The organism is Micromonospora sp. WMMD980 (genome assembly GCF_029626035.1).
Classification (GTDB): Bacteria; Actinomycetota; Actinomycetes; order Mycobacteriales; family Micromonosporaceae; genus Micromonospora.
Genome location: NZ_JARUBE010000003.1, coordinates 6,709,733 through 6,734,466, shown reverse-complemented (window position 1 = coordinate 6,734,466; position 24,734 = coordinate 6,709,733). Strand labels below are relative to the sequence as shown.

Genomic DNA, 24,734 nt, shown 5'->3' with positions numbered 1-24,734 from the left:
ACGACGGGAGACCCAGATGGCCGAGCGCGGGGACGAGACCCTGGTGCACACGCTGAAGAAGGTCGCCGCCGTGCTCAAGCAGTCCGAGATCCCGTTCGCGCTGGGCGGCAGCTTCGCGGTGTACGCGCACGGCGGTCACTCCGGCGACCACGACGTCGACTTCCTGCTCCGGGAGGCCGACGTCGACCGGGCGCTGGAGGCGCTCGTCGAGGCGGGCTTCACCGCCGAGCGCCCGCCGGAGGACTGGCTGGTCAAGGTCTACGACGAGGGCCGGATGGTGGACCTCATCCACCGGCCGATCGAGACCCCGGTGACCGAGGAGACGTTCGCCGACACGATCGTGCGGCCGGTCGACGCGATCCGCATGCCGGTGCTCTCGGCCAGCCAGCTCATGGTGCACAAGCTGCTCAGCTTCTCCCAGCACTACTGCGACTTCGCCCGGGCCCTGCCGCTCGCCCGCTCGCTGCGGGAGCAGATCGACTGGGAACGGGTACGGAAGGAAACGCAGCACTCGCCGTACGCGGAGGCGTTCCTGGTGCTGCTCGACCGGCTGGACGTGCTGCCCGGCGGCGCGCCCGGCGGAAGGGAGATCCCGTGACCGGACAGCCCGGCGACGTGCCTCCGGACGAATACGTCGAGGCCGAGATCCAGAACATGCTGACCGAGGACCCGTCCGTGGCCGAACAGGGGATCACCGTGGCGCGCCACGAGCGCGGGCTGGTGCTCTCCGGCGAGGTGGAGAGCCCGCACCGGCGGGAGGAGATCCTGCGGCGGGTGGCCGAGCGCTTCCCCGACACGCCGGTGACCAGCGACATCGGCGTGATCCGCACGCAGGCGCCCAGCCAGGTCGAGGAGCTGCCGTGAGGGAGGTTCGATGGTGATCCGGATCGCCGCCGTCGGCGACGTGCACGTGGACGAGGACGTGGTGGGCCGGTTCCGCCCGGCGCTGGAGGAGTTGCCGGACTGCGCGGACGTGCTGCTGCTCGCCGGGGACCTGACCCGGCACGGCACCGAGGCCGAGGCGCGCTGCGTGGCGCGCGAGTTCGGCGACCTCGGAGTGCCGGTGATCACCGTGCTGGGCAACCACGACCACCAGTGCGACCAGGTGCCGCAGGTGGTCAAGGTGCTCTCCGATGCCGGGATCACCGTGCTGGAGGGCACCGGGACCGTGCTGGAGTGCGCCGGCGGGCGCCTCGGGGTGGCCGGGGTGAAGGGCTTCGGCGGCGGCTTCGCCGGGCGGTGCGCCAGCGACTTCGGCGAGCCGGAGATGAAGTCGTTCGTGCGGACCACCCGGGAGAGTGCCGACGCGCTGGCGTCCGCGCTTCTCTCGCTGGAGTGCGACGCGCTCGTCGCGCTCACCCACTACGCCCCGGTGCCGGACACGCTCGCCGGTGAGCCGCTGGAGATCTATCCGTTCCTCGGCTGCTACCAGCTCGGGCAGGCGATCGACTCGGCCCCCACCGCGCTCGCGCTGCACGGGCACGCGCACCACGGCACCGAGCGGGGCACCACCCCGGGCGGGGTCCGGGTCCGCAACGTCGCGCACCCCGTGATCAAGCAGGCGTACAGCGTGTTCCACCTGGGAGATCAGATCGACTGAGGGACGGGGTTTCCGGGATCGGACGCCCGGGTATCCAGCCGCCATGGAGCTGATTCTCTGGATTCTCGCAGTCGTACTCGTGGTCGCCGGAATTCTTGCCCTCTTCCGCCGGCAGATCCTCTGGGGCATCGTCCTCATCGTCGTCGGCCTGCTGGTCGGCCCGGGTGGCGTCAGCATCTTCAACACGTAACCGTTCGACCACCACACCCTGACCCGCCGGGGTCGTCGGGTCCGGTGCTCTGTCCTCCCAGACCGGAGCGCCCGGACCTGACGATCCCGGCGCTTTCGCGTTCGGGGGTTTGCCCCCGGGGCGAAACGGCAATATCTCGACCATGGAGATGTCGCAGCGTGCCGCCCGGCGCACCGCCGGGGCCCGGAAATGGTGGGCGCTCGTCGGCTTCGGCGCCGCCACGTTCGCCGCCGCCGCCCTCGGCGGGCTGGGCGTCCGGGGCACCTCCGCCGAGTATCAGAGCCTGGAGCAGCCCTCCTGGGCGCCGCCGTCGTGGCTGTTCGGCCCGGTCTGGACCGTGCTCTACGCGTTGATCGCGATCGCCGGCTGGCTGGTCTGGCGGCGGGTCGGCTTCGGCCCCGCGCTCTGGGCCTGGTGCGCACAGCTGGTGCTCAACGCGATCTGGACCCCCCTGTTCTTCGGCGCCGGCCGCTACGGGCTGGCGTTCGCCGAGATCGTGCTGATGTGGCTGGCGATCGGCGTGACCGTCCTGCTGTTCCGGCGGGTGTCCCGGCCGGCGACGCTGCTGATGCTGCCGTACTGGGCGTGGGTCACGTTCGCCGCCGCGCTGAACTTCGCCATCTGGCGGATGAACGCCTGACCCGCTTCCGGCGCGGGGGCCGCCGCCCCCGCGCCGGCCGGCGTCAGCAGCGGGGCACGCTCGGGATGTAACCGTCGTAGCCGGTGTAGACGTACGCGTCGGAGACGAACCGGCCGGAGCCGATCCGGTCCCAGATCGAGCTGGTGCCGTAGGTGCCGGTGACCGTGGTGCCGCTGGTCTGGCAGTGGATCGTCACGCCGGCCCCGTCGGCCACCGTGCCGACCGCGCTGTAGCCGGTGCCCGGGCCCGAGCGCACGGTAAGCGGCGCGCCCGCGGTGTTCACCGTGCCGGCGCCGGTGTTCGACCCGGAGCAGCCGTTGTCGCTCTTGTAGGTCTTCGTGCCCCAGTACAGCGCCTGGGCGCCATTGAACTTGATCTTGACGGCACTGCCGCCCGACCGCTGCTCATAGTGCAGGTGTGGTCCGGTGGAGCCGCCGGTGGTGCCGACGTATCCGATCACTCGGCCGTATCCGACGGTCTGCCCCACCGAGACGTTGAAGGCGTTCAGGTGCGCGTAGTAGGTGGTCCAGCCGCCACCGTGGTTGATCCGCACGTACTTGCCGTAGCTGGTGTTGCCGAGGTTGGTCACCACGTCGACGGTGCCGGGCGCGCTGGCCACCACCGGGTCACCCAGGTCGTCGGTGCGGTTGAAGTCGATCGCGTTGGCCGGGCTGTGGTCCGACCGAGTCTGCCCGGACCAGGACTGGTTGCACGGGAACGGGACCTTGAACGTGGGCGCGGCCATCGCCGGCGCCGCCGGGACCACGGTCGCGGCGAGGACCGCCACCCCCGCCGCGAGACTGAGCCACCGCTTGCGCATCCACTGCCTCCAATGTTGAAAGTCTTCAATGCGATACGGACAGCGTGGCAGAAAGTTCCGCTCGAGGGAAGATCCGTGGGAGCGCACCCACCAGGGGTGACCGGGTTTCTGGATTGTTACCGGCCCGTGTCCGCCCTAGGGGTGGACCGCGCGGGATGCAAGCGCTTACATGTGGGGACGACCATCGGACCGGCGCGGGTTCGATTCCCCCCACGCGCCGGCAAGGAAGGAGATCGGCATGGCGTTTGCCAGATCACGCCAGGCTCTCGCGGTCACCGGCGTGCTGGGGCTGGCGCTCGGCGTCGCCGCCTGCGGCACCGGCAACGACAAGAAGAGCGACAAGGCGGGCTCGGCCGAGTGCGCGGCATACGAGAAGTACCAGGGTCACGACGGTAAGAAGGTCTCGATCTACTCGTCGATCCGGGACATCGAGGACGAGCGCCTCCAGCAGTCCTGGAAGGAGTTCGAGGACTGCACCGGCATCGAGATCGACCACGAGGGCTCCGGCGAGTTCGAGGCCCAGCTCCCCGTCCGGGTGGACGGCGGCAACGCCCCCGACATCGCCTTCATCCCGCAGCCGGGCCTGCTCAAGCGGTTCGTCGACTCGGGCAAGCTCAAGCCGGCCGGCGCCGACACCAAGGCCATGGCCGAGCAGAACTACTCGCCCGACTGGCTGAAGTACAGCACCGTCAACGGCCAGTTCTACGGCGCGCCGCTGGGCTCCAACGTGAAGTCCTTCGTGTGGTACTCGCCGAAGACCTTCAAGGAGAAGGGCTGGTCGGTCCCGACCACCTGGCAGGAGCTGATCGACCTCAGCGACAAGATCGCGGCCAGCGGCACCAAGCCGTGGTGCGCCGGCATCGAGTCCGGTGACGCCACCGGCTGGCCGGCCACCGACTGGATCGAGGACGTCCTGCTGCGTACCGGCGGGCCGGAGGTCTACGACAAGTGGACCACCCACGAGATCCCGTTCAACGACCCGCAGGTCGCCACGGCCGTCAACCAGGCCGGCACGATCCTGAAGAACGAGAAGTACGTCAACGGCGGCTTCGGCGGCGTGAAGAGCATCGCCACCACCTCCTTCCAGGAGGCCGGCACGCCGATCACCAGCGGCAAGTGCGCCCTGCACCGCCAGGCGTCCTTCTACGCCAACCAGTGGCCGAAGGGCACCAAGGTGGCCGAGGACGGCGACGTCTTCGCGTTCTACTTCCCGGCCATCGACCCGGCCAAGGGCAAGCCGGTGCTGGGCGGCGGCGAGTTCGTCGCGGCCTTCGCCGACCGTCCCGAGGTCCAGGCGGTGCAGACCTACCTGGCCTCCGGCGAGTTCGCCAACAGCCGGGCCAAGATCGGTGACTGGGTGTCCGCGAACAAGAAGCTGGACCTCAACAACGTCCCGAACCCGGTGGACAAGCTCTCCGTGGGCATTCTCCAGGACGAGAAGACCGTTTTCCGCTTCGACGGCTCGGACCTGATGCCGGCCGCGGTCGGCGCGGGCACGTTCTGGAAGGGCATGGTCGCCTGGATCAACGGCAAGGACACCACCACCGTCCTGAACGACATCGAGGGCAGCTGGAAGTGATCCGAGCGGGTGGCCCGGTCCGCGTCGCGGGCCGGGCCACCCGTCCGCATCCGAACCCTTGAGGGAGGGTTGATGGAGTTCGACTTCGCGGCGGAACAGCCGAAGTTCCTCATGTTGATGTACGGGCTGATCGCTTTCGTCGCGGTGGTGGGCGGGTTGCTCCTGCTCCTCGACGTGGTGCCGGCCTGGTTCACCCGGCGCCGGGAGGCGCAACTGGTCGCGGCCTCGGCGAGCGGCGCCCCACTGCCCCGCCGGCGCAAGCAGCGCGAGGGCGGGTTCGCGTTCTTCTTCCTGCTGCCGACGCTGCTGCTGCTGACCATCGGGCTGGTGATCCCGGCCGTCCGCACCACGCTGCTCTCCTTCATGGACTCGAGCAGCACCAACTGGGTGGGCCTGGACAACTACGGCTGGATGTTCTCCGAGGACTCGATCTTCCGAGTCCTGATCAACACCCTGGTCTGGGTGCTGCTGGTGCCGTTGGTGGCCAGCGCGTTCGGCCTGATCTACGCGGTCCTGGTGGACCGGGCCAAGTTCGAGTCGGCGGCCAAGTCGCTGATCTTCCTGCCGATGGCGATCTCGTTCGTGGGCGCCGCCATCATCTGGAAGTTCATCTACGCGTTCCGCGGCGACGGGCAGGACCAGATCGGCCTGCTCAACCAGATCATGGTCACCCTGGGCGGCGAGCCGAAGCAGTGGCTGCTGGACTCGCCGCTGAACACGTTCCTGCTCATCGTGATCATGGTGTGGATCCAGGCCGGCTTCGCCATGGTGGTGCTCTCCGCGGCCATCAAGGCCATCCCGGCGGACATCATCGAGGCGGCCCGGCTGGACGGCACCACGCCGTGGCAGATGTTCTGGCGGATCACCATGCCGAGCATCCGGCCGGCGCTGATCGTGGTGGTGGTGACGATCTCCATCGCCACGCTGAAGGTCTTCGACATCGTCCGAACCGCCACCAACGGCAACTACGACACCAACGTGATCGCGACCGAGATGTACAACCAGGCGTTCCGGTACGGCGAGAACGGACAGGGCTCGGCGCTCGCGGTCTTCCTCTTCGTCCTGGTCCTCCCGCTCGTGATCTACCAGATCCGCAACCTGCGCAAGCAGCGGGAGGGCTGAGATGACCACCGCCACGCCCACCGTCGGAGCCGGCGTCCAACCCCCGGCGCCGCTCACCCGGGCCGCCCGAGTCCGCAAGCGGCTCAACAGCCGCACCGCCACGCTCGTCTCGATCGTGCTCGCGCTGCTCTGGACGATCCCGACCTTCGGCCTGTTCGTCTCCTCGTTCCGGCCCGAGAACCAGATCAAGACCACCGGCTGGTGGACGTTCTTCAGCGACCCGCAGTTCACCCTGCAGAACTACCAGGACGTGCTGTTCAGCACCGGCTCGTCGGGGCAGCTCGCCAGCTACTTCATCAACTCGCTGGCGATCACCATCCCGTCGGTGCTGTTCCCGATCGCGTTCGCCTCGCTGGCCGCGTACGCGCTGGCCTGGATCAACTTCCGGGGGCGCGACTGGCTCTACATCGGGATCTTCGCGCTGCAGATCGTGCCGCTGCAGATGGCCCTCGTGCCGCTGCTGCGGTTCTTCTCCACCGGCGTCACCCTCGGCGGCGTCCAGATCCTCCCCGCGTGGGACCTGGTCGACGAGCAGAAGTTCGCCCAGGTGTGGTTCGCGCACACCTGCTTCGCCCTTCCGTTCGCCGTCTACCTGCTGCACAACTTCATCTCGCAGCTCCCCGGCGACCTGATGGAGGCGGCCCGGGTCGACGGCGCCACCCACCCGAAGATCTTCCGCACCATCGTGCTGCCGCTGATCACGCCCGCACTGGCGGCGATCGGCATCTTCCAGTTCCTCTGGGTCTGGAACGACCTGCTGGTCGCGCTGATCTTCGCCGGGGGTGGCGACGAGACCGCCCCGCTGACGGTCCGGCTCGCCGAGCTGGCCGGCACCCGGGGCAACGAGTGGCAACGGCTCACCGCCGGCGCGTTCGTGTCGATCGTCGTACCGCTGCTGGTGTTCCTGTCCCTCCAGCGCTACTTCGTGCGGGGCCTGCTCGCCGGCAGCGTCAAGGGTTGATCCACCGTCCCGCCGCCGCCGGGCCCGGCGGCGGCGGGGCACGGATCGCAGCGGGGAGCCACGATGACCAAGATTGACGACGTCGCCCGCCTGGCCGGGGTCTCCACGGCCACCGTGTCCCGTGCGCTGCGCGGCCTGCCGACCGTCTCCGCCGCCACCCGCCGCCGGGTGCTCGCCGCCGCCGAGCAGCTCCAGTACGCGGTGTCGCCCAGCGCCTCCCGGCTGGCCGGCGGACGGACCGGCACCGTGGCGGTGGTCGTCCCCCGGATCACCCGCTGGTTCTTCGGCACGGTCGTCGAGTCGGTCGAGGACCACCTCCAGCAGAACGGCTACGACCTGCTGCTCTACAACCTCGGCGGCCGGGAACAGAACCGTCAGCGGGTGCTGCGCACCGCCGCCCTGCACAAGCGGGTCGACGCGATCATCCTGGTCGCCACCCCGCTGCGCGCCGCCGACGTGCACGCGCTGACGAAACTCGACCTGCCCGGCGTGACGATCAGCTCCGGCAGCGGCGTGCCCGGCTGGCCCTGCGTCCGGATCGACGACGTGGCCGCCGCCCGCACCGCGACCCGACACCTGCTCGACCTCGGGCACACCCGGATCGCGCACATCTCCGGCGACCCGGACGACGAACTCGCCTTCACCACCCACCTGGACCGGCGGCGCGGCTACCAGGAGGCGCTGCGCGCCGCCGGCCTCCGGCCCGACCCGAGCCTCGACGTCGAGTCCCGGTTCACCATCGACGGCGGCACCCACGCCACCGCCGAGTTGCTCGCCCGGGGCGAGCCGCCGACCGCCATCTTCGCCGCCTGCGACGAGATGGCGATGGGTGCGGTCACCGCGCTGCGCGACGCCGGGCTGCGGGTGCCGCAGGACGTCAGCGTGATCGGTATCGACGACCACGACCTGGCCGGCGTGCTCGGGTTGAGCACCATCGCCCAGCCCGCCGCCGACCAGGGGCGGCTCGCCGCCCGCATCCTGCTGGACCCGCTCGGCACGCGCGCCGCCGACCCGTACCCCGGTCTGGTGCCGACGCCGCGCGGCGCCGACGCCGACGGGCGGACGCCGACCTCGGTGATCCTCCCCACTCGGCTCGTCGTGCGGGAGTCGACCGCGCCGCCCCGGGCACACTGAACGGACCCGTTCGTCCGCGACCACGACAGGGAGAAGGCGCTGAACACCGACGCGACGCAGCAGGCCCCGGCCACCGGCTGGTGGACCGAGGCGGTCATCTACCAGGTCTACCCGCGCTCGTTCGCCGACTCCGACGGCGACGGCGTCGGTGACCTGCCGGGCATCACGGCCCACCTCGACCACCTCGCCGAGCTGGGGGTCGACGCCGTCTGGCTGTCCCCGTTCTATCCGTCCCCGCAGGCCGACGCCGGCTACGACGTGGCCGACTACCGGGACGTCGACCCGCTCTTCGGCACGCTCGCCGACGCGGACAAGCTGATCGCCGAGGCGAAGGCCCGCGACCTGCGGGTGATCGTCGACCTGGTGCCCAACCACACCTCCTCCGCGCACCGCTGGTTCACCGCGGCCGTCGCGGCCGCGCCGGGCAGCCCGGAGCGGCAGCGCTACGTCATCCGCGACGGCAAGGGCCCGGACGGCGCCGAGCCGCCGAACGACTGGGAGAGCGTGTTCGGCGGCCCGGCCTGGACCCGGCTGCCCGACGGCCAGTGGTACCTGCACCTGTTCGACCCCGGCCAGCCCGACCTGAACTGGGACAACCCGGAGGTGCGCGAGGAGTTCCTCGGCGTGCTGCGCTTCTGGCTGGACCGGGGCGTCGACGGGTTCCGGGTGGACGTGGCGCACGGCCTGATCAAGCAGGCCGACCTGGCCGACTGGCAGGAACCGCAGGAGATCCTCTCCGGCAGCGAGACCGACAAGCCGCGCCCGCCGATGTGGGACCAGGACGGGGTGCACGAGATCTACCGGGAGTGGCGGCGGCTGCTCGACTCGTACGCCGGGGAGCGGGTCCTGGTCGCCGAGGCGTGGGTGGAGCCGGCCGAGCGGCTGGCCCGCTACGTCCGGCCGGACGAGATGCACCAGGCGTTCAACTTCGAGTACCTGATGGCCGCCTGGACCGCCCCGGCCCAGTACGCGGTGATCACCCGCTCGCTGGAGGCCACCGACGCGGTCGGCGCGCCCACCACCTGGGTGCTGTCCAACCACGACGTGGTCCGGCACGCCTCCCGCCTCGGGCTGAGCACCGCCGGTGGCCGGACGAGCGGCATCGGCGTCGACGATCCGCAGCCGGACGCGGCGCTCGGCCTGCGCCGGGCCCGGGCGGCCAGCCTGCTGATGCTGGCGCTGCCCGGCTCGGCCTACCTCTATCAGGGCGAGGAGCTGGGGCTGCCGGAGCACACCACGCTGCCCGACGAGGCCCGCCAGGACCCGACCTGGGCGCGCAGCGGGCACACCCAGCGCGGCCGGGACGGCTGCCGGGTGCCGATCCCGTGGGAGGCCGACGCCCCGTCGTACGGCTTCGGCCCGACCGACGCGAGCTGGCTGCCCCAGCCGCCGGCCTGGGCCGAGTACGCGCTGGACCGCCAGCGCGGGGTGCCCGGCTCGACGTACGAGCTGTACCGGACCGCGTTGCGGCTGCGGCGCGAGCACGGGCTGGCCCGGGGGCCGATGCGCTTTCTCACCTCCGGTGACGAGGTGCTCACGTTCACCAACGGCGACCTGACCGTGCTGACCAACTTCGGCGCGGCCCCGGTGCCGCTGCCCTCCGGCGCGCAGGTGCTGGCCTCCAGCGCCCCCCTGGACGGCTCCGCCGTCCCCACCGACGTCACCGTGTGGTGGGTGTAAGGAGGGGCCCCCGGTTAACGCCTCCGGTATAGCAGGGGCCCCCTCCTAACGCCCAGGTGTCAGGAGGGGGCCCCTTCTTCGAGGCGGTCGGCGCGGGTGTGCAGGAGCGCGTGCACCTGGGCGATGTCCCGGGGTGAGGTGCGGGCGGCCAGCCAGTACATGATCCCGGTCGGCACGAAGAACAGCTGGAACGCGGCCAGCCCGACGGCGTAGTTCAGCGGCGGCGGGAACGCCACCCGCAGCGCCGCGAACGCCACCCCCACGAGCCCGTTGCCGGCCGCCCGACCCACGCCGTTGACCAGGTTGCCGAGGCTGTAGACCGTGCCCCGGTGCTCGGGCGGGTTCACGTCCGCGATCAGCGCGAACCAGTTCGGCGAGTTGGCCGAGGTCAGTGCCAGCGCGACCACGGCGGTGAGCAGGCTCAGCCCGACCGTCGGCTCGGTCAGCACGCTGGTCAGCACGGCCGCCACCACCGCGCCGGAGCCGCCGCCGTCGGGCACGTCGATGTGGATCGGCACGAAGAACAGCACCAGGTAGAACGGCACGGCTGCGAGGATGCCCACGGCCGCGACCAGGGCCCGGCCACTCGGCGTACGCCGTTGCAGCGCGTCGCCGACCAACCCGCCCACGATGGACAACACGCCGCCGAGCTGGAACAGGGTGGCGAACACGCTGCCCACCACCACGGCGGTGGCCGCCGAGTAGCCCTGCGCCTCGGCCCGCTGGCTGAACAACACCGGCAGCCAGACCAACGAACCGAACGCGGCCTGCGCGGTGAGCCCCTGCAGGATCAGCCAGCGGTTGGTCCGGCGGGCCAGGATCCGGGGCACGTCGGCGCGGCTGATCCGGTAGTCGTACTCGCGGCCGGCGTCCAGCGCCCCGGCCAGTTCCGGCTCGCTCTGCCCGCGCGCGATGTCGTACGTGAACAGGTAGGCCACGGTGGCGGCCAGGCCCACGCCGGTGAGCAGCAGGAACGGTCGCCGCCAGTCGGTCGCCCCGAGCAGTCCCCCGGCCAGCGTGCCGGCCAGCGTGCCGACGCCCTGGGACAGGCCCCAGAAGCTCATCACCAGGCCGCGCCGGCGCGGCGAGATCAGGTCGGTGACCACGGAGAAGCCGACCGAGCCGACCGCGCCCAGCCCGATCGCGGCGACGAGTTGGGCGGCCAGGAAGGTCGGGTACCGGTCGGCCAGCGCGCTGCCGCCGGTGCCGGCCGCCCAGATCAGCGTGCCGACCATGAGCAGCGGCTTGCGGTTGGTGCGGTCGCCGACGTACGCCCAACCCACCGCCGCCGCCGCGCTGACCAGGAAGCTGACGGCGGTGACCAGGCCGAGCAACCGCTGGGGTACGCCGAGCGCGCCGGAGATCGGCCCGTACAGCGGCGGCACCAGGCCGATCGCCACGTTGTCCAGCGAGGCGAGCACCACGAAGACCACGACGCTGTAGAACCGGTGCGCCGCGTTCCCGCGCCGGGAGACCGTCGTGTCGCTCATGCCGGCAGCCAACCAGGCTCGCGCCCGGCGCGCACCACGACCCCCCGGCGCGCCGCGTCCGGTGTTAAGCGGGGCCCCCTCCTATGCAGGAAGCGTTAAGCGGGGGCCCCTCCTTAACCCCGGGCGTGCGCGTAGCGCTCGCGGATGGTGGGGGTGGGAGCGGCGGTGTACTCCTCGATGTCGCCGATGGACCAGTGCGGCGGGGCGTCCCCGCCCAGCGCCACCCACGCCGCCTGCCGGGCCGCGCCGTCCGCGACGTACTCCCCCGGCGGCGGGACCACCACCGGGCGGCCGAACACCTGCGGGGCGATCCGCCGGACCGCGGCGGACCGGGCGCCGCCGCCGACCAGGATGATCCGGTCCGCGCGGGCGCCCTGCGCGAGCAGCGCGTCGAGACCGTCGGCCAGCCCGCAGAGCAGCCCCTCGACGGCGGCCCGGGCCAGGTGCGCCGGCGTCGAGGTGGCCAGCGTGAGGCCGTGCAGCGTGCCGGTGGCGTCCGGCCGGTTCGGCGTCCGCTCCCCCTCCAGGTAGGGCACGAGCACCAGCCCGTCCGCGCCCGGCGGGGCGGACAGGGCCAGCTCGCCGAGCGTGTCGAGGTCGACGCCGAGCAGGGTGGCGGCGGCGTCGAGCACCCGGGCCGCGTTCAGCGTGGCGACCAGCGGCAGGAACCGGCCGCTGGCGTCGGCGAAGCCGGCCACCGCGCCGGAGGCGTCCGCGGCCGGAGTGTCGGTGACCGCGAAGACGGTGCCGGAGGTGCCGATCGAGACCACCACGTCGCCCGGGCCGGCGCCGACGCCGAGCGCCGCCGCGGCGTTGTCCCCGGTGCCCGGCCCGAGCAGGGCCGCGCCGGACCCCGGGCCGCCGGCCGGGGCCTCGCCGAGCGTCGCCAGGTCGAGCCGACCGGCCGCCTCGGCCGGACCCAGCACGGCCGGCACCCGGATCCGCCGGCCGAAGGCCCGTTCCAGTAGGTCGAGCCGGTATTCGCCGGCGCGCGGCGACCAGTAGCCGGTGCCGCTGGCGTCGCCGCGGTCGGTGCGCAGCGCGGCCAGGCCGGGCGCGCCGGCCAGCTTCCAGGTCAGCCAGTCGTGCGGCAGGCAGACCGCGGCCACCCGGTCGGCGTTGGCCGGCTCGTGCCGGGCCAGCCAGCGCAGCTTGGTGGCGGTGAAGCTGGCCACCGGCACCGCGCCCGTCGCGTCGGCCCAGAACCGGCGGCCGGTCTCCCCGCCGCCGGCCTCCTCGACCAGGTCCCGGGCCGCGTCGGCGGACCGGGTGTCGTTCCACAGCAGCGCCGGGCGGACCACCTCACCCGCCTCGTCCAGGCAGACCATGCCGTGCTGCTGGCCGCCGACCGAGACGGCGGCCACGTCGGCCAGCCCGCCGGCCTCGGCCAGCGCCGCCCGCAGGGCGTCCCACCAGGCGTACGGGTCGACCTCGGTGCCGGGCGGGTGCGGCGCGCGGCCCTGCCGGACCAGCGCGCCGGTCTCCGCGTCCCGGACGACCACCTTGCAGGACTGGGTCGACGAGTCGACCCCGGCGACGAGCGGCATAGGGGCCCGCCTCAGCGCGCGCCGAGCAGGTGCTCGACGGCGAGCTGGTTGAGCCGGACGAAGCCGAAGCCCTTCGCCCCGGCGGCCTCCGGGTCGAACTCCTCGAAGGCGCTCCGGTCGGCGAGCAGCTCGGCGTAGCCCTCGCCCGGGTCGAGCGTCGGCGTGGCCAGCTCGGCCACCCGGGCGACGGCGAGCGCCTCGGCGACCTCCGGGTCGGCGCGGAACGCCGCGGCCCGCTCCTTGAGCAGCAGGTAGGTGCTCATGTTCGCGGCCGCCGACGCCCACACGCCGGTGATGTCCTCGGTGCGCGACGGCTTGTAGTCGAAGTGGCGCGGGCCGTCGTAGGCCGGGCCGCCGTCCGGGCCGCCGTGCTCCAGCAGGTCGACGAGGGCGAACGCGTTGAGCAGGTCGCCGTGGCCGAAGACCAGGTCCTGGTCGTACTTGATGCCGCGCTGGCCGTTGAGGTCGATGTGGAACAGCTTGCCCTGCCAGAGCGCCTGGGCGATGCCGTGGGCGAAGTTCAGCCCGGCCATCTGCTCGTGGCCGACCTCCGGGTTGAGCCCGACCATCTCCGGGCGGGCCAGGGTGGAGATGAAGCCGAGCGCGTGGCCGACGGTGGGCAGCAGGATGTCGCCCCGGGGCTCGTTCGGCTTGGGCTCCAGGGCGAAGCGCAGGTCGTAGCCGTTGTCGACGACGTACTGGCAGAGCAGGTCGACGGCCTCGCGGTAACGCTCCAGCGCGGCCTGGACGTTCTTGGCCACGTCGTACTCGGCGCCCTCCCGGCCGCCCCACATGACGAACGTCTTCGCGCCCATCTCGGCGGCGAGGTCGACGTTGCGCAGCACCTTGCGCAGCGCGTAGCGGCGCACGTCCCGGTCGTTGCTGGTGAACCCGCCGTCCTTGAACACCGGGTGGTTGAACAGGTTGGTGGTGACCATCGGCACGACCAGGCCGGTCTCGTCGAGGGCCTTGCGGAACCGGCTGACCCGGGCGTCGCGGGTGGCGGCGTCCGCACCGAAGGGAACCAGGTCGTCGTCGTGGAAGGTGATGCCGTACGCGCCCAGCTCGGCGAGCCGGTGCACCGCCTCGACGGCGTCCAGCTCGGGGCGGGTGGCGTCGCCGAACGGGTCGCGGGCCGGCCAGCCCACGGTCCAGAGGCCGAAGGAGAACTTGTCCGCGGGGGTGGGACGGGGTGCCATGGGAACCTCCGGTGGTGGTGTCGTCCGCGATTTGTTCAGCGGTTGAATTAAATGGCGGGGATGTGGCAGTGTCAAGTGGTGACCAGCGCCAGCACCGTCGGAGCGGTCCGGCAGGGCAGCCTGCGCGAGTTGAACCTCGCGGTCGTGCTCCGGCGGATCGCCGCGGCCGACCACCCGCCGTCGCGGGCCGGGCTCGCCGCCGAGACCGGGCTGACCCGGGCCACCGTCTCCGCCGTCGTCGACGACCTGATCGCCGGGCGGCTGGTCGCCGAGGCGGAACCGGCCCCGCGCACCGGCGCGGGCCGGCCGGCCCGGGGCCTGGTGCTGGCCGCCGACGGCCCGGCCGGGCTGGGCCTGGAGGTGAACGTCGACTACCTGGCCGCCTGCGTCGTCGACCTCACCGGCACCGTCCGGCACCATCTGGTCCGCCGCGCCGACCTGCGCCCGACCTCCCCCGCCGACGCGCTCGCCCGGCTGGCCGCGCTCGCCGCCGAGGCGCGCGCCGCAGCCGTACGCGACGGACTGACCCTGGCCGGCGCGGCGCTGGCCGTGCCCGGCCTGGTGGGCGAGGACGGCCTGGTCCGGCTCGCGCCGAACCTCGGCTGGCGGGACGTGGACGTGCCGGCGCTGCTGGCCGGGCACCCGCTCGCCGAGCCGGTCGACGGCGTCCCGCCGCTCATGGTCGACAACGAGGCCAACCTCGCCGCGCTCGGCGAGCTGTACGCCGGAGCGCCCCGGGCCCGCAGCTTCCTGCACGTCACCGGCGAGATCGGCATCGGCGCCGGGATCGTGCTCGACGGGGCGCTCTATCGGGGTGCCCGCGGCTGGAGCGGAGAGATCGGTCACTTCCCGGTCCAACCACAGGGCCGGCCGTGCCGCTGCGGCGGTCAGGGTTGCCTGGAGCGGTACGCCGGCCAGGAGGCGATCCTGGCCGCCGCCGGCCTGCCCGGCGCGGAGCTGCCCGCCGACACCGCCGCCACCCGCCTGGCCGACCTGGCCGGGGGCGGCGACCCGGCCACGCTCGCCGCGCTCGCCGACGCCGGCACCGCGCTCGGGGTGGCGGTGGCGGGCGTGGTGAACCTGCTGGATCTGGACACCGTGGTGCTCGGAGGCGGATACGCGCCGCTCGCGCCCTGGCTGTGCCCGCCGGTGGTGGCGGAGATCTCCCGGCGGGTGCTGACCGCCGCGTGGTCCCCGGTCACGGTGCGGCCCGCGGTGTTGGGGGCCCAGTCCGCCGCGGTCGGCGGCGCCACCTCGGTGGTCCGCCGGATCGTCGACCACCCGGTCGGCTGGCTCGCCCGGACGCCCTGATCGCAGCCGTCCTCGACGGGCATTCGTCGCCTCCGCTCGGTACGCTTGCCGTGAGGCAACCTGTCCATCGAACGAGGAGCGCACCGACAGCATGCACACGGGTCGACCGGCCGAAGCGCCCGGCCACCGGCGGTGACCGCCGCACGCCGCGGCGGTGTCGCCGGGCCGGTCAGCGGCGGTGGAGCCGTCCCCCGGAAGCGATCCCGGCGGGTGGCCGGGAGCGCGCTGCCGGCCGACGACCGCCTCGCCCGCGAGCTGCTGGACGGGTCGGCCGAGGCGGTCGTGACGACCGGCCCGGCCGGCGTGGTGGCCCTGGTCAACACCATGGCGACGGCGCTGCTCCCCGAATTGACACCGGGCGTCGCCCTGGCCGGCTGCCGGGTGCCCGCGCTGGCCGAGGCGGCCCGCGCCGGCGCCGACACGTTCGAGAGCGAGCACCACGGGCGGCGGCTGCGCGGCCTGCGCCGGGAGCTGGCCGGAGACCGCTGCGCATGGTATGTGCGGGACGTCACCGAGGAACAGGCCCGCACCGACGCGCTGCTCGCCGAGCGTTCCCGCACCGCCTTCCTGGCCCAAGCCGGCAGCCGGCTCGGGCTCTCCCTGCACCGCGAGCAGACGCTGCGCACCGCCGTGACGCTGCCGGTGCCCTACCTGGCCGACGTCGCCGTGGTGGTGCACCGACCGCCGCCGCCGGCCGAGGACGAACCGCACTGGATCCGGTACGCCGCGAACGACTCCGGCCCGGTCACCGGCGTGGCCGGCTGGCGGACGGCGGAGTCGGTCCCCGGCCTGGTCGAGGCGCTCGAAGGCGACCTCACCGAGCCCAGTCCCTGGCTCGACGCCGAACTGGCCGACCTGGCCGAGGTGCTCCCGGCCGGCTTCGGTCGGCCGGGCACCGTGCTGATCAGCCCCATGCCCAGCGCCGGCGGGCCGGCCGGGGCACTGGTCCTCGCCCGTCGCCCCGAGCGCGCGGGTTTCGACCAGCGGGAGATCGCGCTGGCCCGCGAGTTCGCCGGCCGGGCCGGTGCCGCGCTGGCGGCCGCCGAGCTGTACGGCGAACAGACGCACCTGGCCCGGGTCCTCCAGAACAGCCTGCTGCCGCCGAAGCTGCCGCGCCTGGACGGGATGACCCTGGCCGGCGGCTACCGGGCCGCCGGGGACAGCCTGCGCATCGGCGGCGACTTCTACGACCTGTTCCCCACCCCGGCCGGCGGCCTTTTCGCGCTCGGTGACGTCTGCGGCAAGGGCGTGGGCGCGGCGGTGCTCACCGGCCGGGTCCGCCAGTCGTTGCAGACCCTGCGCCTGGTCGAGCAGCGCCCCCGGGAGCTGATGGAGCTGCTCAACCGGGCGCTGCTCGACGCACCGGGCGCCGCCGCGCGGGCCCAGTTCACCACGCTCCTGCTCGGCACTCTGAGCCGGGAGCCCGACGGCGGGCTCCTGGTCCGGGTGGCCGGTGGCGGGCATCCCGCGCCCCTGGTGATCCGCGCCGGCGGCGGGATCGACGTGGTCCGGGTGGGCGGCATGCCGGTCGGCGCGCTGACCGCGGCGCGATTCGCCGAGGCCGAGGTCCGGCTGGCGCCGGGCGACCTGCTGCTGGCGTACACCGACGGGGTGACCGAGGCCCGGGGTGGCCCCACCGAGCTGGCCATGTTCGGCGACGACCGGCTGTGTCAGGCGCTCGCCTCCGGTGCCGGGCTGCCGCCGGCCGCGCTGGTCGACCGGGTGCTCCAGCTCGTCGACGAGTGGCTCGACGGGCAGCCGCACGACGACATCGCCATGCTGGCCGTGGCGGCGTCGTGAGCCCGGGCGGCCGGATCGGGCCGGAAGCCCTGGCCGCGTACCTCGAACATCTGGAACGGGCCGACCGGGCCGGCGCCGTGGCGTTGGCCCGGGGCCTGCTGGCGGAGGGCCGCTCGGTCGCGGACGTGCTCGTCGACCTGGTCGCGGTGGCCCAGCGGGAGATCGGGCGACGCTGGCTCACCGGTTCCTGGCGCGTCGCGCAGGAACACGCCGCCACCCACGTCAGCGAGCTGGTGGTCGACGCGCTGGGCGCGGCCGTCGGCGCGCCGCACCGGGGCCACGTGGTGGTGGCCTGCGTCGAGGGCGAGTGGCACGCGTTGGCGGCCCGGATCGTCAGCGAGGTGGTCCGGGCGGCCGGCTGGCGGGTGACGTTCCTGGGCGCCAGCGTGCCGGCCCGCCACCTGGTCTCCTACCTGCACCAGACCGGCCCGGACGCGGTGCTGTTGAGCTGTGTCCAGCCCAACCGGCTCGTCCGGGCGGCGCGCATGGTGGAGGCCAGCCGGGCTGCCGGGGTGCCGGTGCTGGCCGGTGGCCCCGGCTTCGGCCCGCAGGGCCGGTGGGCGACGGCGATCGGCGCGGCGGCCTGGGGAGCCAGTGCCCGGGACGCGGTGCGGCTGCTGGCCGTGCCGTTGCCCGCCGGCTCGCACACCGGCCCACCGCCCCCACCGGCCGATGACGGGTACGTGGCGGTGCTGCACCGCCGACGGGAGCTGGTCCGGCTCGCGCTGGCCGCGGTGGACCCGCCGGAGGAGACCGCCGAGGACGTCGCGTCGGGCATCGCGCACCTGGTCGACGCGCTGATCGCGGCGGCCCGGGTGGACGACGACCGGCTGCTGCTGGACTTCGTCGAGTGGCAGGAGGAGGCGCTCACCGCCCGGGGCGGCCGGCGCCTGCTCGACGACGTGCTCGCCACCCTGGAACGGACCCTGTCCGAGCATCCCCGGGCGGCCGCCCGACTGCGCGACGCCTGGGCCGCGTACACCGCCGGTTGAGCCCGGCCGTGGGACGCCCCGGCGCTGCCGTGGGGCCGGCCGTGGGACGCCCCGGCGCTGCTGTGCGGGCCGGCCGACGCCTCCCGACGAGAGCCGGCCCGGTCGGCGGCGTCCGCCGATCGGCCGGCTCAGGCGCTGCGGACCGACGGCGGCTCGTCGGGCGGCAGCGGCTCACCAGGTCGGCGCGTCACCATGGGCCGCGACGGCGCGGCCAGGTCGGTCAGGGGATCGGAGATCCGCCCCCCGGACGGCTGCAACACCGGCCATCCTCCGGCGACCGACGCCGCTCCCCGACGCCCGATCTCGTCGAACTCGCGCATCCCGCGCAGCAGGGCCGACCGCCCGTCCGGGCTCATCGCGTCCAGGATCCGCGCCAACCGACGCCACCGGTCGGCGCGCAGCTCGGCGAGGAGCCGCTCGGCCTCCGGGGTGAGGTGCAGCGAGATCTCCCGGCGGTCGTGGCGGCCCGGTTCCCGCTCCAGCATGCCGGCGGCCACCAGACGGTCGCAGAGCCGGCTGGCGGAGGAGAGCAGCATGTCGGTGAGCGTGGCGAGCCGACGGAGGTTGATCCCGTCGTACTGCTCGACGACCATGACCGCGCGCAACTGTGCCCCGGAAAGCCGGCTGGTGGTCTGCTCGCGGGCCGCCTCCCAGACGGCGAGCAGGGTGCCCGCCGCCTCGTCCAGGGCAGCGGACATACTCGCTTCAGGTCCCACGGGACCGGGCTCCTCGGTCATGGTGGGCCCGAGACTACTCCCCGGATCACCCCGGCGACCTGTGCAAAGGAGCAAAGATGAGCGAACCGGAGGCTCGCGCGCGTCAGATCCTGACCGGTGCGCCCACCGATCTCATCGTCGACCGGCTCGCCGCCGAGCTGCTGCGTACCTACGGGATCACCCGCACCGAGCTCTACCAGGTCGACTACCGGCTCACCGAACTGCTGCCGCTGGGCGGCGGCGAGGCGCTCACCGGCCCCGGCCATCCGGCCTGGCACGCCTTCGACCACCAGGAGCCGATGGTCGCCGACGGCACCGGCTGGTTCCCGGTGGGGATGCGGGGCGAGCGGCGCGGTGTGCTCCGGGTCTCGCCCATGCCGACCGACCCGGACGCCCGGCGCGAACTGGACATCGTCGCCACCGTCCTCGGGCACGAGCTGGCCGCCGTCACCTCGACCACCGACATCTACCTGACCAACCGGCGCAGCCGGCGGCTCACCCTGGCCGCCGAGATGCAGTGGGAGATGCTGCCCGGCCGCAGCCGGATCCGCCCGTCGTTCAGTCTGGCCGGCCAGCTCGAGCCGGCCTACGCGGTGCGTGGCGACAGCTTCGACTGGTCCGACGACGGCCACCGGCTCTGGTTGGCGGTGCTCAACGGCTTCGGTGAGGGGGTGGCCGCGGCGCTGCTCACCTCGCTGGCCACCTTCGCGCTGCGCAACGCGCGCCGGGGTGGGCTCGGCCTGGCCGACCAGGCCGCCCTGGCCGACCAGGCGATCTACGCGCAGCACCGGGGAGAGCAGCACCTCTCCGTGCTGTTGATGGAGCTGGACCTGGCCACCGGGGAGCTGGCCGCGGTGGACGCCGGCTCACCGCACCTGATCCGGCTGCGCGACGGCGAGGTGGCCCAGCAGGAGCTGGACAAGCAGTTCCCGCTCGGCATGTTCGACGGCACCGACTACCGGGAACAGCGGTTCCAGTTGGCTCGCGGCGACCGGCTCTTCGTGGTCAGCGACGGGGTGGTCGACGCCACCGCCGAGCGGATCCGCTACGGCGAGTCGGCCCTGGACCGGTTCCTGCGCCGGACCGGCCCGCTGGAACCACTGGACGCGGTCCGGTCCCTGATCGGCGACCTGCGGGCCTTCGTCGCCGGTGACCTCGTCGACGACGCGGTGGTGGTCTGCCTGGACTGGTCGGGCCCGCAGCCGGGGACCGGCCCGGCTCAGTAGGCGCCGCGGCTGCCCAGCACCGCGCCGAACGTCTTCCAGAGGATGGTCAGGTCGGCCGCGAGCGACCAGTTCTCCACGTAGTAGAGGTCGAGCCGGATGCCGTCCTCCCAGCTCAGGTCGGATCGGCCGCTGACCTGCCAGAGACCGGTCATGCCGGGCTTGACCAGCAGGCGGCGGGCCACGTCGCCGTCGTAGCGGGCCACCTCGGAGGGCAGCGGTGGGCGCGGGCCCACCAGGCTCATCTGGCCGAGCAGCACGTTGGCGAGCTGGGGCAGCTCGTCCAGCGACCACCTGCGCAGCAGCCGGCCGGTCCGGGTCACCCGGGGGTCGTCGCGCATCTTGAACATCAGGCCGTCGGTCTCGTTGCGCGCGGCCAGCTCGGCGAGCAGGGCGTCGGCGTTGACCACCATGGTGCGGAACTTGAAGACCCCGAACTCCTCGCCGCCCTGGCCCACCCGGGTCTGCCGGAACAGCACCGGGCCGCGGCTGTCCAGCTTGACGGCGAGCGCGAGCACCGCCAGCAGTGGCGACAGCAGGAGCAGGGCGATCAGCGAGAGCGACCGGTCGACGAAGCCCTTGACCAGCTTGCGGGCGCCGCGGAACTCGGGGGCCTCGACGTGGATCAGCGGCAGGCCGGCGACCGGGCGGGTGTGGATGCGAGGGCCGGCCACGTCGGTCAGCGCCGGGGCCACCACCAGGTCGACCCCGGTGCCCTCCAGTTGCCAGCCGAGACGGCGCAGCCGGGTCGCGGTCAGCTCGCCGGAGGCGGTGACCGCCACCGTGTCCGCGCCGATCGCGGTGGCCGCCTCCGGGATGCCCCGGAACGACCCGACCACCGGCACGTCGCCGAGGCGCTGCGGCACCGGGGCGAGCAGCGCGTCCGGAATGCAGGCGCCGACCACCTGGTAGCCGGCGTAGGGCTCCCGGCGCAACGTGTGCACCAACTCCAGCACGTGCGCCGTGTCACCGACCACCAGCACCTTGCGGGACCAGCCGGCGCCCCGGTCGCGGGCCCGGTGCAGCCGCTTGCGGGCGGCGAAGCGCGCCACTTCCAGCCCGATCGTGCCGACCGCGAAGGAGATGGCCAGGAAGCCCCGGGAGACCCCGACGTCGGCGATGTAGCCGGCGATGGCGATGCCGCCGGCCAACCGCAGGCTCGCCGCGCTGACCCGGCGGTACTCGTCGGCGCCGTAGCCGAGCACCTGGTCGTCGTAGCAGCGCATGGCCTTGAGCGACACCAGCCAGACCAGCAGGAGCACCGGCGCGACCACCACGTAGGGGATCTCGGAGCCGCTGGGCTGCTCGTCACCGAACCGGGCCAGGTAGCCGACCAGGATGGCCACGGCCAGCACGGCGGTGTCGAGCACCACCAGGACCCGGATGTAGGCCCGTTCCGCGGCTCGTGTCGTCGCGCCGGGTCGCTCGCCCCCGGATCGTGACGTCCTGGCAGGAGTCAACAGCGTCGCCGAGGTCACCGGCCCTCCCCCACTCAACTCACCGACCGCCCCGCTCCCACCCGGTCCCGCCCCGGGACCCGCGGTCGAGGCACTCGGACATCATGCCAGGACAATTATGGTTACCGATTGATTCGGACACATTACCGTCAGTTCACTTCTCGTACCTTGACCCGGGAAGCCTTCCGCCGTACCGGATTTCCCGGTACGGCGGAAGAACGTCACTGAGTCGCAGGTCAGCGCGGTGCGGGCGGCCGCAGCGCGATCGCCTGGAGGAAGATTTCGCCGATCTTGCTGGGGTCGGTGGTCACGAACGCGCCACCGCCGGCGGCGTCCGTGATGGACTTGAGCTCGGCCCGGTTCACCTCGGTGCCGATGCCGATGATGATCACCTGGACCGGCTGCTCGTCGTCCCGGAGCTTCTTGATCTGCGCCAGCAGCTCCTTCTGCGAGATGCCGTTGGCGTCGTCCTCGTTCTTGCCGTCGGTGAAGAGCACGATCGAGTTGACCTTGCCCGGCTCCCAGTCCTGCTGGACCTTCTTGTACGCCGCGAGCACCGTGTCGTAGAGGCCGGTGTTGCCGCTCGACGGCCGGATCGAGGCGAGACTCCGCTGCAACTCACCGCGGTTGCTCGACAGCGGCCGGATCCCGACCAGCTCCTTCCAGTCCTGCGAGCCCTGGAGGTTGGTGGAGAAGGTCCACAGGCCGATCGACCAGGAGTCGTCGAAGAGCCCCAGCCCCTGGCTCGCGGCCGCCACGGTGACCTGCTCCCGACTCGCCCCGTTCGCGGTGGCCACCGGCTTCTTCATCGAACCGGACACGTCGATGACGCAGAGCATCCGGCCGGACTGGGTGGCCACCGACCAGGTGGTGGTCGCGGTCGAGATGGCGACCGGGTCGAGGTCGGCCGCGCCGCCCTGACCGGACGGCGGCACCTGCTTCTCGCCGCCGTTGGCCGGGCTCGGCGCGCCGGTCGGCGCCTGGAAGCCGTTACCCCAGTTGCCGTCGGGGGCCCGCAGTGCCTGCGCGGCGAGCCGGTCCTTGAAGCCGGGCGAGCGCAGCGCCTCGAAGAGCACCCGCGCGGCCGAGGCCTTGCTCGGCTCGATGCCGGGCAGCACCGCGAACGGGAAGTCGAGCGGGATCGGCGCCGGATCCAGATAGAGCGCGGCCAGCTTGATCGGGGGCTTCGTGTCGTTGTAGGCGATCACGTCCTCCTCGGACAGCGCCGCCGCACCCAACCCGTTGGCGATGGCCGTCGGGTCGGTCGAACGCGGGAACCGCGCGAGCAGGTCCTGCCGCAGTGAGGAGCGGTTGGTGGCGAGCGCGCGCAGCGCCCCGACCATCGCCTCCTGAGCCTTGGGGGAGCCGGCCTCGCCGGTGGAGCTGGCGGCCGCGGTCAGCGAGAGCAGGCCGGACAGGCCGGCCGCGTCCTGGGTCGGCTCGACGATGCCGGCCCGCAGCGGCTTGCTGGCGGTCACCTGCTTGAGCATGTCGGACCAGCGGAGTTCCTTGTGCGGCCAGCCGATCCGCGCGGCCACCGGCTCGGGCAGCGCGACCACCACCGGGCTGCGCGCGATCGACGCGCCGTTGGCCGGCGCGAAGGCGCTGGCACCACCGGCCTTGAGCCGCACCAGCCAGGTCGACGAGTCGGGCACCCAGACATCGGGGGTGACCGCGGTGCCGCTGGCCTGCCCGACCCCGGCAAGCGTGGCGCCGTGCTTGCTCGCCACGGCAGCCGCGACGTCGACCGACTCGGCGGAGACCACGTTCACCGCGATGCAGGTGCCGCCGACGGCCGCGCCGTTGGCGACCCACTCGTCGGCGGCGCCGCGGACCGCGGGGGCGACCTCCGGGGCGGCCGACACCGACAGCTCGATCCGGCCCGAACAGTTCGGGCCGGCCAGCTGCTGGTAACCGAACCAGGAGCCGGCTACGACGGCGACGAGGGCGGTCGCCGCGGCGGCGGCACCTGCCCCACGGAGGTTGGAACGCATGCGATGGCGGCCTGACACGGTGACCATCTTGCGTATCTCGTGGGGTTACTGCCACAACCGTTCGGACGAAAGTTACGCAGGAGAAACAGTTGATCACATAATCGATACGCTGAGTCACGCATCAGTGACGCAGATGATCGTCATCCACTCCGGACAACGCAGGCGGTCACCGCCCGGTCACAGCAAAACGCAGGTCGGGCTGGCCATCGGAACCGGCTCCCCGACCGGCTCGGGGACCCCGCTGCCCGGATCCACCTGGAAGATCCTGACCAGGTCGGCCCGTTCGTCGGCGACGTAGAGGTGCGTGCCGGCCAGCGCGAAGTGCCGCGGCCACCCGCCGCCGGCGTCCACCTCGGCCACGAGTTCCGGCGCCGCGCCCGCCAGCGCGAAGACGGCCACCGTGCCCACGCCGCGGTTGCCCACGTAGAGGAAGCGTCCGTCCGGCCCGACCGCCACCTCGGAGGGCTGCACGTGCCCGGTCCGGCCGCTGGCGTCCACCCGGACCCGCTGGTGCAGCCCGTCCGGCGTCAGGTCGTAGGCGGTGACCGAGGCGTCCAGCTCACCGACCAGCCAGCAGCGCCGCCCGTCCGGGTGCCGGGCCAGGTGCCGGGGCCCGGTGCCGGCCGGTGTCCGCAGCCGGGGTGCCCGGGGCACCAGCCGCCCGGAGGCGGCCTCCAGGTCGTAGCGGTAGACCGAGTCGGTGCCCAGGTCGACGGCGAGCAGCGGCCCGCCGCCCGGATCGGGCGAGACCATGTGGCAGTGCGCCCGCTCCTGGCGCTCGGGATCGGCGCCGTGCCCCTCGTGCCGCACCAGGTCGGTGCGCTCCCCCGGCACGCCGTCGGCGTCCAGCGCGAACACCGCCAGGCTGCCACCGCCGTAGTTCGCCACGAACAGGTGCCGCCCGTCCGGCGCGACCGCCAGGTGGCACGGCTCGGCCCCGCCGGTCGGGCGGACGGCCAGCGGCGTGAGGTCGCCGTCGAGCCCCACCCGGAACGCGCTGAGCAGGCCGTCGGGAAGCTCGTTGACGGCGTACAGCACCGGCAGAGCCGGATGCCGGGCGAGGAACGACGGCGAGGGGGTCACCGCCACGGTCCCGAGCACGGTCAACGCCCCGGTCGCCGGGTCCCGCCGGGCCGCGACGATACCGTCCGCCCGCCCGTCCGACTCCGCCGTGTAGCCGCCGATGTGGACGACCTCGTGCTGCCCGGTCACCGCTCCCACCTTCCGCCGATCATGCTGCGATCCAACCAGGCTTTCCGGCGGACCGCCCGGTCAGTGC

At 73.1% G+C, this 24,734-nt stretch carries 22 protein-coding genes; 14 read left to right on the top strand and 8 right to left on the bottom strand.

What is annotated here, in order from left to right:
- Nucleotides 1-16: 16 nt before the first annotated feature.
- The 5 genes from O7618_RS31840 to O7618_RS31820 all read left to right on the top strand — a co-directional run bounded on the left by O7618_RS31840 (nucleotide 17) and on the right by O7618_RS31820 (nucleotide 2,430).
- Nucleotides 17-598: a nucleotidyltransferase gene (locus tag O7618_RS31840; RefSeq protein ID WP_278109822.1), complete on the top strand. Its 582-nt coding sequence runs from the start codon at nucleotides 17-19 to the stop codon at nucleotides 596-598.
- A gap of 56 nt (nucleotides 599-654) precedes the next feature.
- The gene (locus tag O7618_RS31835) at nucleotides 655-864 is read left to right on the top strand and encodes a hypothetical protein (RefSeq protein ID WP_278110232.1); all 210 of its coding nucleotides are present in this window, start codon (nucleotides 655-657) and stop codon (nucleotides 862-864) included.
- A gap of 10 nt (nucleotides 865-874) precedes the next feature.
- Nucleotides 875-1,600, top strand: coding sequence for a metallophosphoesterase (locus O7618_RS31830; RefSeq protein WP_278109821.1), 726 nt, complete (start codon nucleotides 875-877; stop codon nucleotides 1,598-1,600).
- A 43-nt stretch (nucleotides 1,601-1,643) separates the two neighbouring features.
- Complete coding sequence (locus O7618_RS31825) at nucleotides 1,644-1,790, top strand: GPGG-motif small membrane protein (RefSeq protein WP_013288160.1); 147 nt, start codon at nucleotides 1,644-1,646, stop codon at nucleotides 1,788-1,790.
- Between the two features lie 142 nt (nucleotides 1,791-1,932).
- Entirely contained in the window at nucleotides 1,933-2,430 is a 498-nt protein-coding gene (locus O7618_RS31820) for a TspO/MBR family protein (protein WP_278109820.1), read from the top strand.
- 43 nt (nucleotides 2,431-2,473) lie between these two features.
- Here O7618_RS31820 and O7618_RS31815 read toward each other — a convergent pair whose 3' ends face one another.
- The gene (locus tag O7618_RS31815; RefSeq protein ID WP_278109819.1) at nucleotides 2,474-3,250 is read right to left on the bottom strand and encodes a peptidoglycan DD-metalloendopeptidase family protein; all 777 of its coding nucleotides are present in this window, start codon (nucleotides 3,248-3,250) and stop codon (nucleotides 2,474-2,476) included.
- A gap of 238 nt (nucleotides 3,251-3,488) precedes the next feature.
- On the opposite strand from O7618_RS31815, the gene O7618_RS31810 reads away from it, so the two are divergent.
- The 5 genes from O7618_RS31810 (at nucleotide 3,489) to O7618_RS31790 (ending at nucleotide 9,726) form a co-directional block, all read left to right on the top strand.
- A complete protein-coding gene (locus tag O7618_RS31810) occupies nucleotides 3,489-4,829 on the top strand; it encodes an ABC transporter substrate-binding protein (protein ID WP_278109818.1) in 1,341 nt (446 codons plus the stop codon).
- 72 nt (nucleotides 4,830-4,901) lie between these two features.
- The gene (locus tag O7618_RS31805; RefSeq protein WP_278109817.1) at nucleotides 4,902-5,951 is read left to right on the top strand and encodes a sugar ABC transporter permease; all 1,050 of its coding nucleotides are present in this window, start codon (nucleotides 4,902-4,904) and stop codon (nucleotides 5,949-5,951) included.
- 1 nt (nucleotide 5,952) lies between these two features.
- On the top strand, nucleotides 5,953-6,912 hold the full coding sequence (locus tag O7618_RS31800; protein ID WP_278109816.1) for a carbohydrate ABC transporter permease: 960 nt from the start codon (nucleotides 5,953-5,955) through the stop codon (nucleotides 6,910-6,912).
- A 63-nt stretch (nucleotides 6,913-6,975) separates the two neighbouring features.
- Nucleotides 6,976-8,046 carry a LacI family DNA-binding transcriptional regulator gene (locus tag O7618_RS31795; RefSeq protein ID WP_278109815.1) on the top strand — a complete coding sequence of 357 codons (1,071 nt, stop codon included), beginning with the start codon at nucleotides 6,976-6,978 and terminating at the stop codon, nucleotides 8,044-8,046.
- A gap of 39 nt (nucleotides 8,047-8,085) precedes the next feature.
- Nucleotides 8,086-9,726: a glycoside hydrolase family 13 protein gene (locus O7618_RS31790; RefSeq protein WP_278110230.1), complete on the top strand. Its 1,641-nt coding sequence runs from the start codon at nucleotides 8,086-8,088 to the stop codon at nucleotides 9,724-9,726.
- A 59-nt stretch (nucleotides 9,727-9,785) separates the two neighbouring features.
- Here the strand turns inward: O7618_RS31790 and O7618_RS31785 are convergent, their stop codons facing one another.
- The 3 genes from O7618_RS31785 to xylA all read right to left on the bottom strand — a co-directional run bounded on the left by O7618_RS31785 (nucleotide 9,786) and on the right by xylA (nucleotide 13,962).
- Nucleotides 9,786-11,216, bottom strand: a complete 1,431-nt coding sequence (locus tag O7618_RS31785; protein ID WP_278109814.1) for an MFS transporter — start codon at nucleotides 11,214-11,216, stop codon at nucleotides 9,786-9,788.
- Between the two features lie 113 nt (nucleotides 11,217-11,329).
- Nucleotides 11,330-12,763, bottom strand: coding sequence for a xylulokinase (gene xylB, locus O7618_RS31780; RefSeq protein WP_278109813.1), 1,434 nt, complete (start codon nucleotides 12,761-12,763; stop codon nucleotides 11,330-11,332).
- Between the two features lie 11 nt (nucleotides 12,764-12,774).
- Complete coding sequence (gene xylA, locus O7618_RS31775) at nucleotides 12,775-13,962, bottom strand: xylose isomerase (protein WP_278109812.1); 1,188 nt, start codon at nucleotides 13,960-13,962, stop codon at nucleotides 12,775-12,777.
- Nucleotides 13,963-14,013: 51 nt separating this feature from the next.
- Between xylA and O7618_RS31770 the strand changes: the two genes are divergently transcribed.
- The 3 genes from O7618_RS31770 (at nucleotide 14,014) to O7618_RS31760 (ending at nucleotide 18,065) form a co-directional block, all read left to right on the top strand.
- On the top strand, nucleotides 14,014-15,273 hold the full coding sequence (locus O7618_RS31770) for an ROK family protein (protein ID WP_278109811.1): 1,260 nt from the start codon (nucleotides 14,014-14,016) through the stop codon (nucleotides 15,271-15,273).
- A gap of 210 nt (nucleotides 15,274-15,483) precedes the next feature.
- On the top strand, nucleotides 15,484-17,073 hold the full coding sequence (locus O7618_RS31765) for a PP2C family protein-serine/threonine phosphatase (RefSeq protein ID WP_278109810.1): 1,590 nt from the start codon (nucleotides 15,484-15,486) through the stop codon (nucleotides 17,071-17,073).
- A complete protein-coding gene (locus tag O7618_RS31760) occupies nucleotides 17,070-18,065 on the top strand; it encodes a cobalamin-dependent protein (RefSeq protein ID WP_278109809.1) in 996 nt (331 codons plus the stop codon). The genes O7618_RS31765 and O7618_RS31760 overlap by 4 nt, the downstream gene beginning before the upstream one ends.
- A gap of 128 nt (nucleotides 18,066-18,193) precedes the next feature.
- On the opposite strand, the gene O7618_RS31755 is transcribed toward O7618_RS31760, so the two are convergent.
- Nucleotides 18,194-18,763 carry a MarR family winged helix-turn-helix transcriptional regulator gene (locus O7618_RS31755; protein WP_278109808.1) on the bottom strand — a complete coding sequence of 190 codons (570 nt, stop codon included), beginning with the start codon at nucleotides 18,761-18,763 and terminating at the stop codon, nucleotides 18,194-18,196.
- Between the two features lie 95 nt (nucleotides 18,764-18,858).
- Here O7618_RS31755 and O7618_RS31750 point away from each other — a divergent pair, with 95 nt between their 5' ends.
- Nucleotides 18,859-20,007 carry a PP2C family protein-serine/threonine phosphatase gene (locus O7618_RS31750; RefSeq protein ID WP_278109807.1) on the top strand — a complete coding sequence of 383 codons (1,149 nt, stop codon included), beginning with the start codon at nucleotides 18,859-18,861 and terminating at the stop codon, nucleotides 20,005-20,007.
- Here O7618_RS31750 and O7618_RS31745 read toward each other — a convergent pair.
- The 3 genes from O7618_RS31745 to O7618_RS31735 all read right to left on the bottom strand — a co-directional run bounded on the left by O7618_RS31745 (nucleotide 20,001) and on the right by O7618_RS31735 (nucleotide 24,667).
- The gene (locus tag O7618_RS31745) at nucleotides 20,001-21,482 is read right to left on the bottom strand and encodes a sugar transferase (protein ID WP_278109806.1); all 1,482 of its coding nucleotides are present in this window, start codon (nucleotides 21,480-21,482) and stop codon (nucleotides 20,001-20,003) included. The genes O7618_RS31750 and O7618_RS31745 overlap by 7 nt on opposite strands.
- Nucleotides 21,483-21,697: 215 nt before the next feature.
- On the bottom strand, nucleotides 21,698-23,455 hold the full coding sequence (locus tag O7618_RS31740; protein WP_278109805.1) for a substrate-binding domain-containing protein: 1,758 nt from the start codon (nucleotides 23,453-23,455) through the stop codon (nucleotides 21,698-21,700).
- Nucleotides 23,456-23,632: 177 nt separating this feature from the next.
- On the bottom strand, nucleotides 23,633-24,667 hold the full coding sequence (locus tag O7618_RS31735) for a lactonase family protein (protein ID WP_278109804.1): 1,035 nt from the start codon (nucleotides 24,665-24,667) through the stop codon (nucleotides 23,633-23,635).
- Nucleotides 24,668-24,734: the final 67 nt, after the last annotated feature.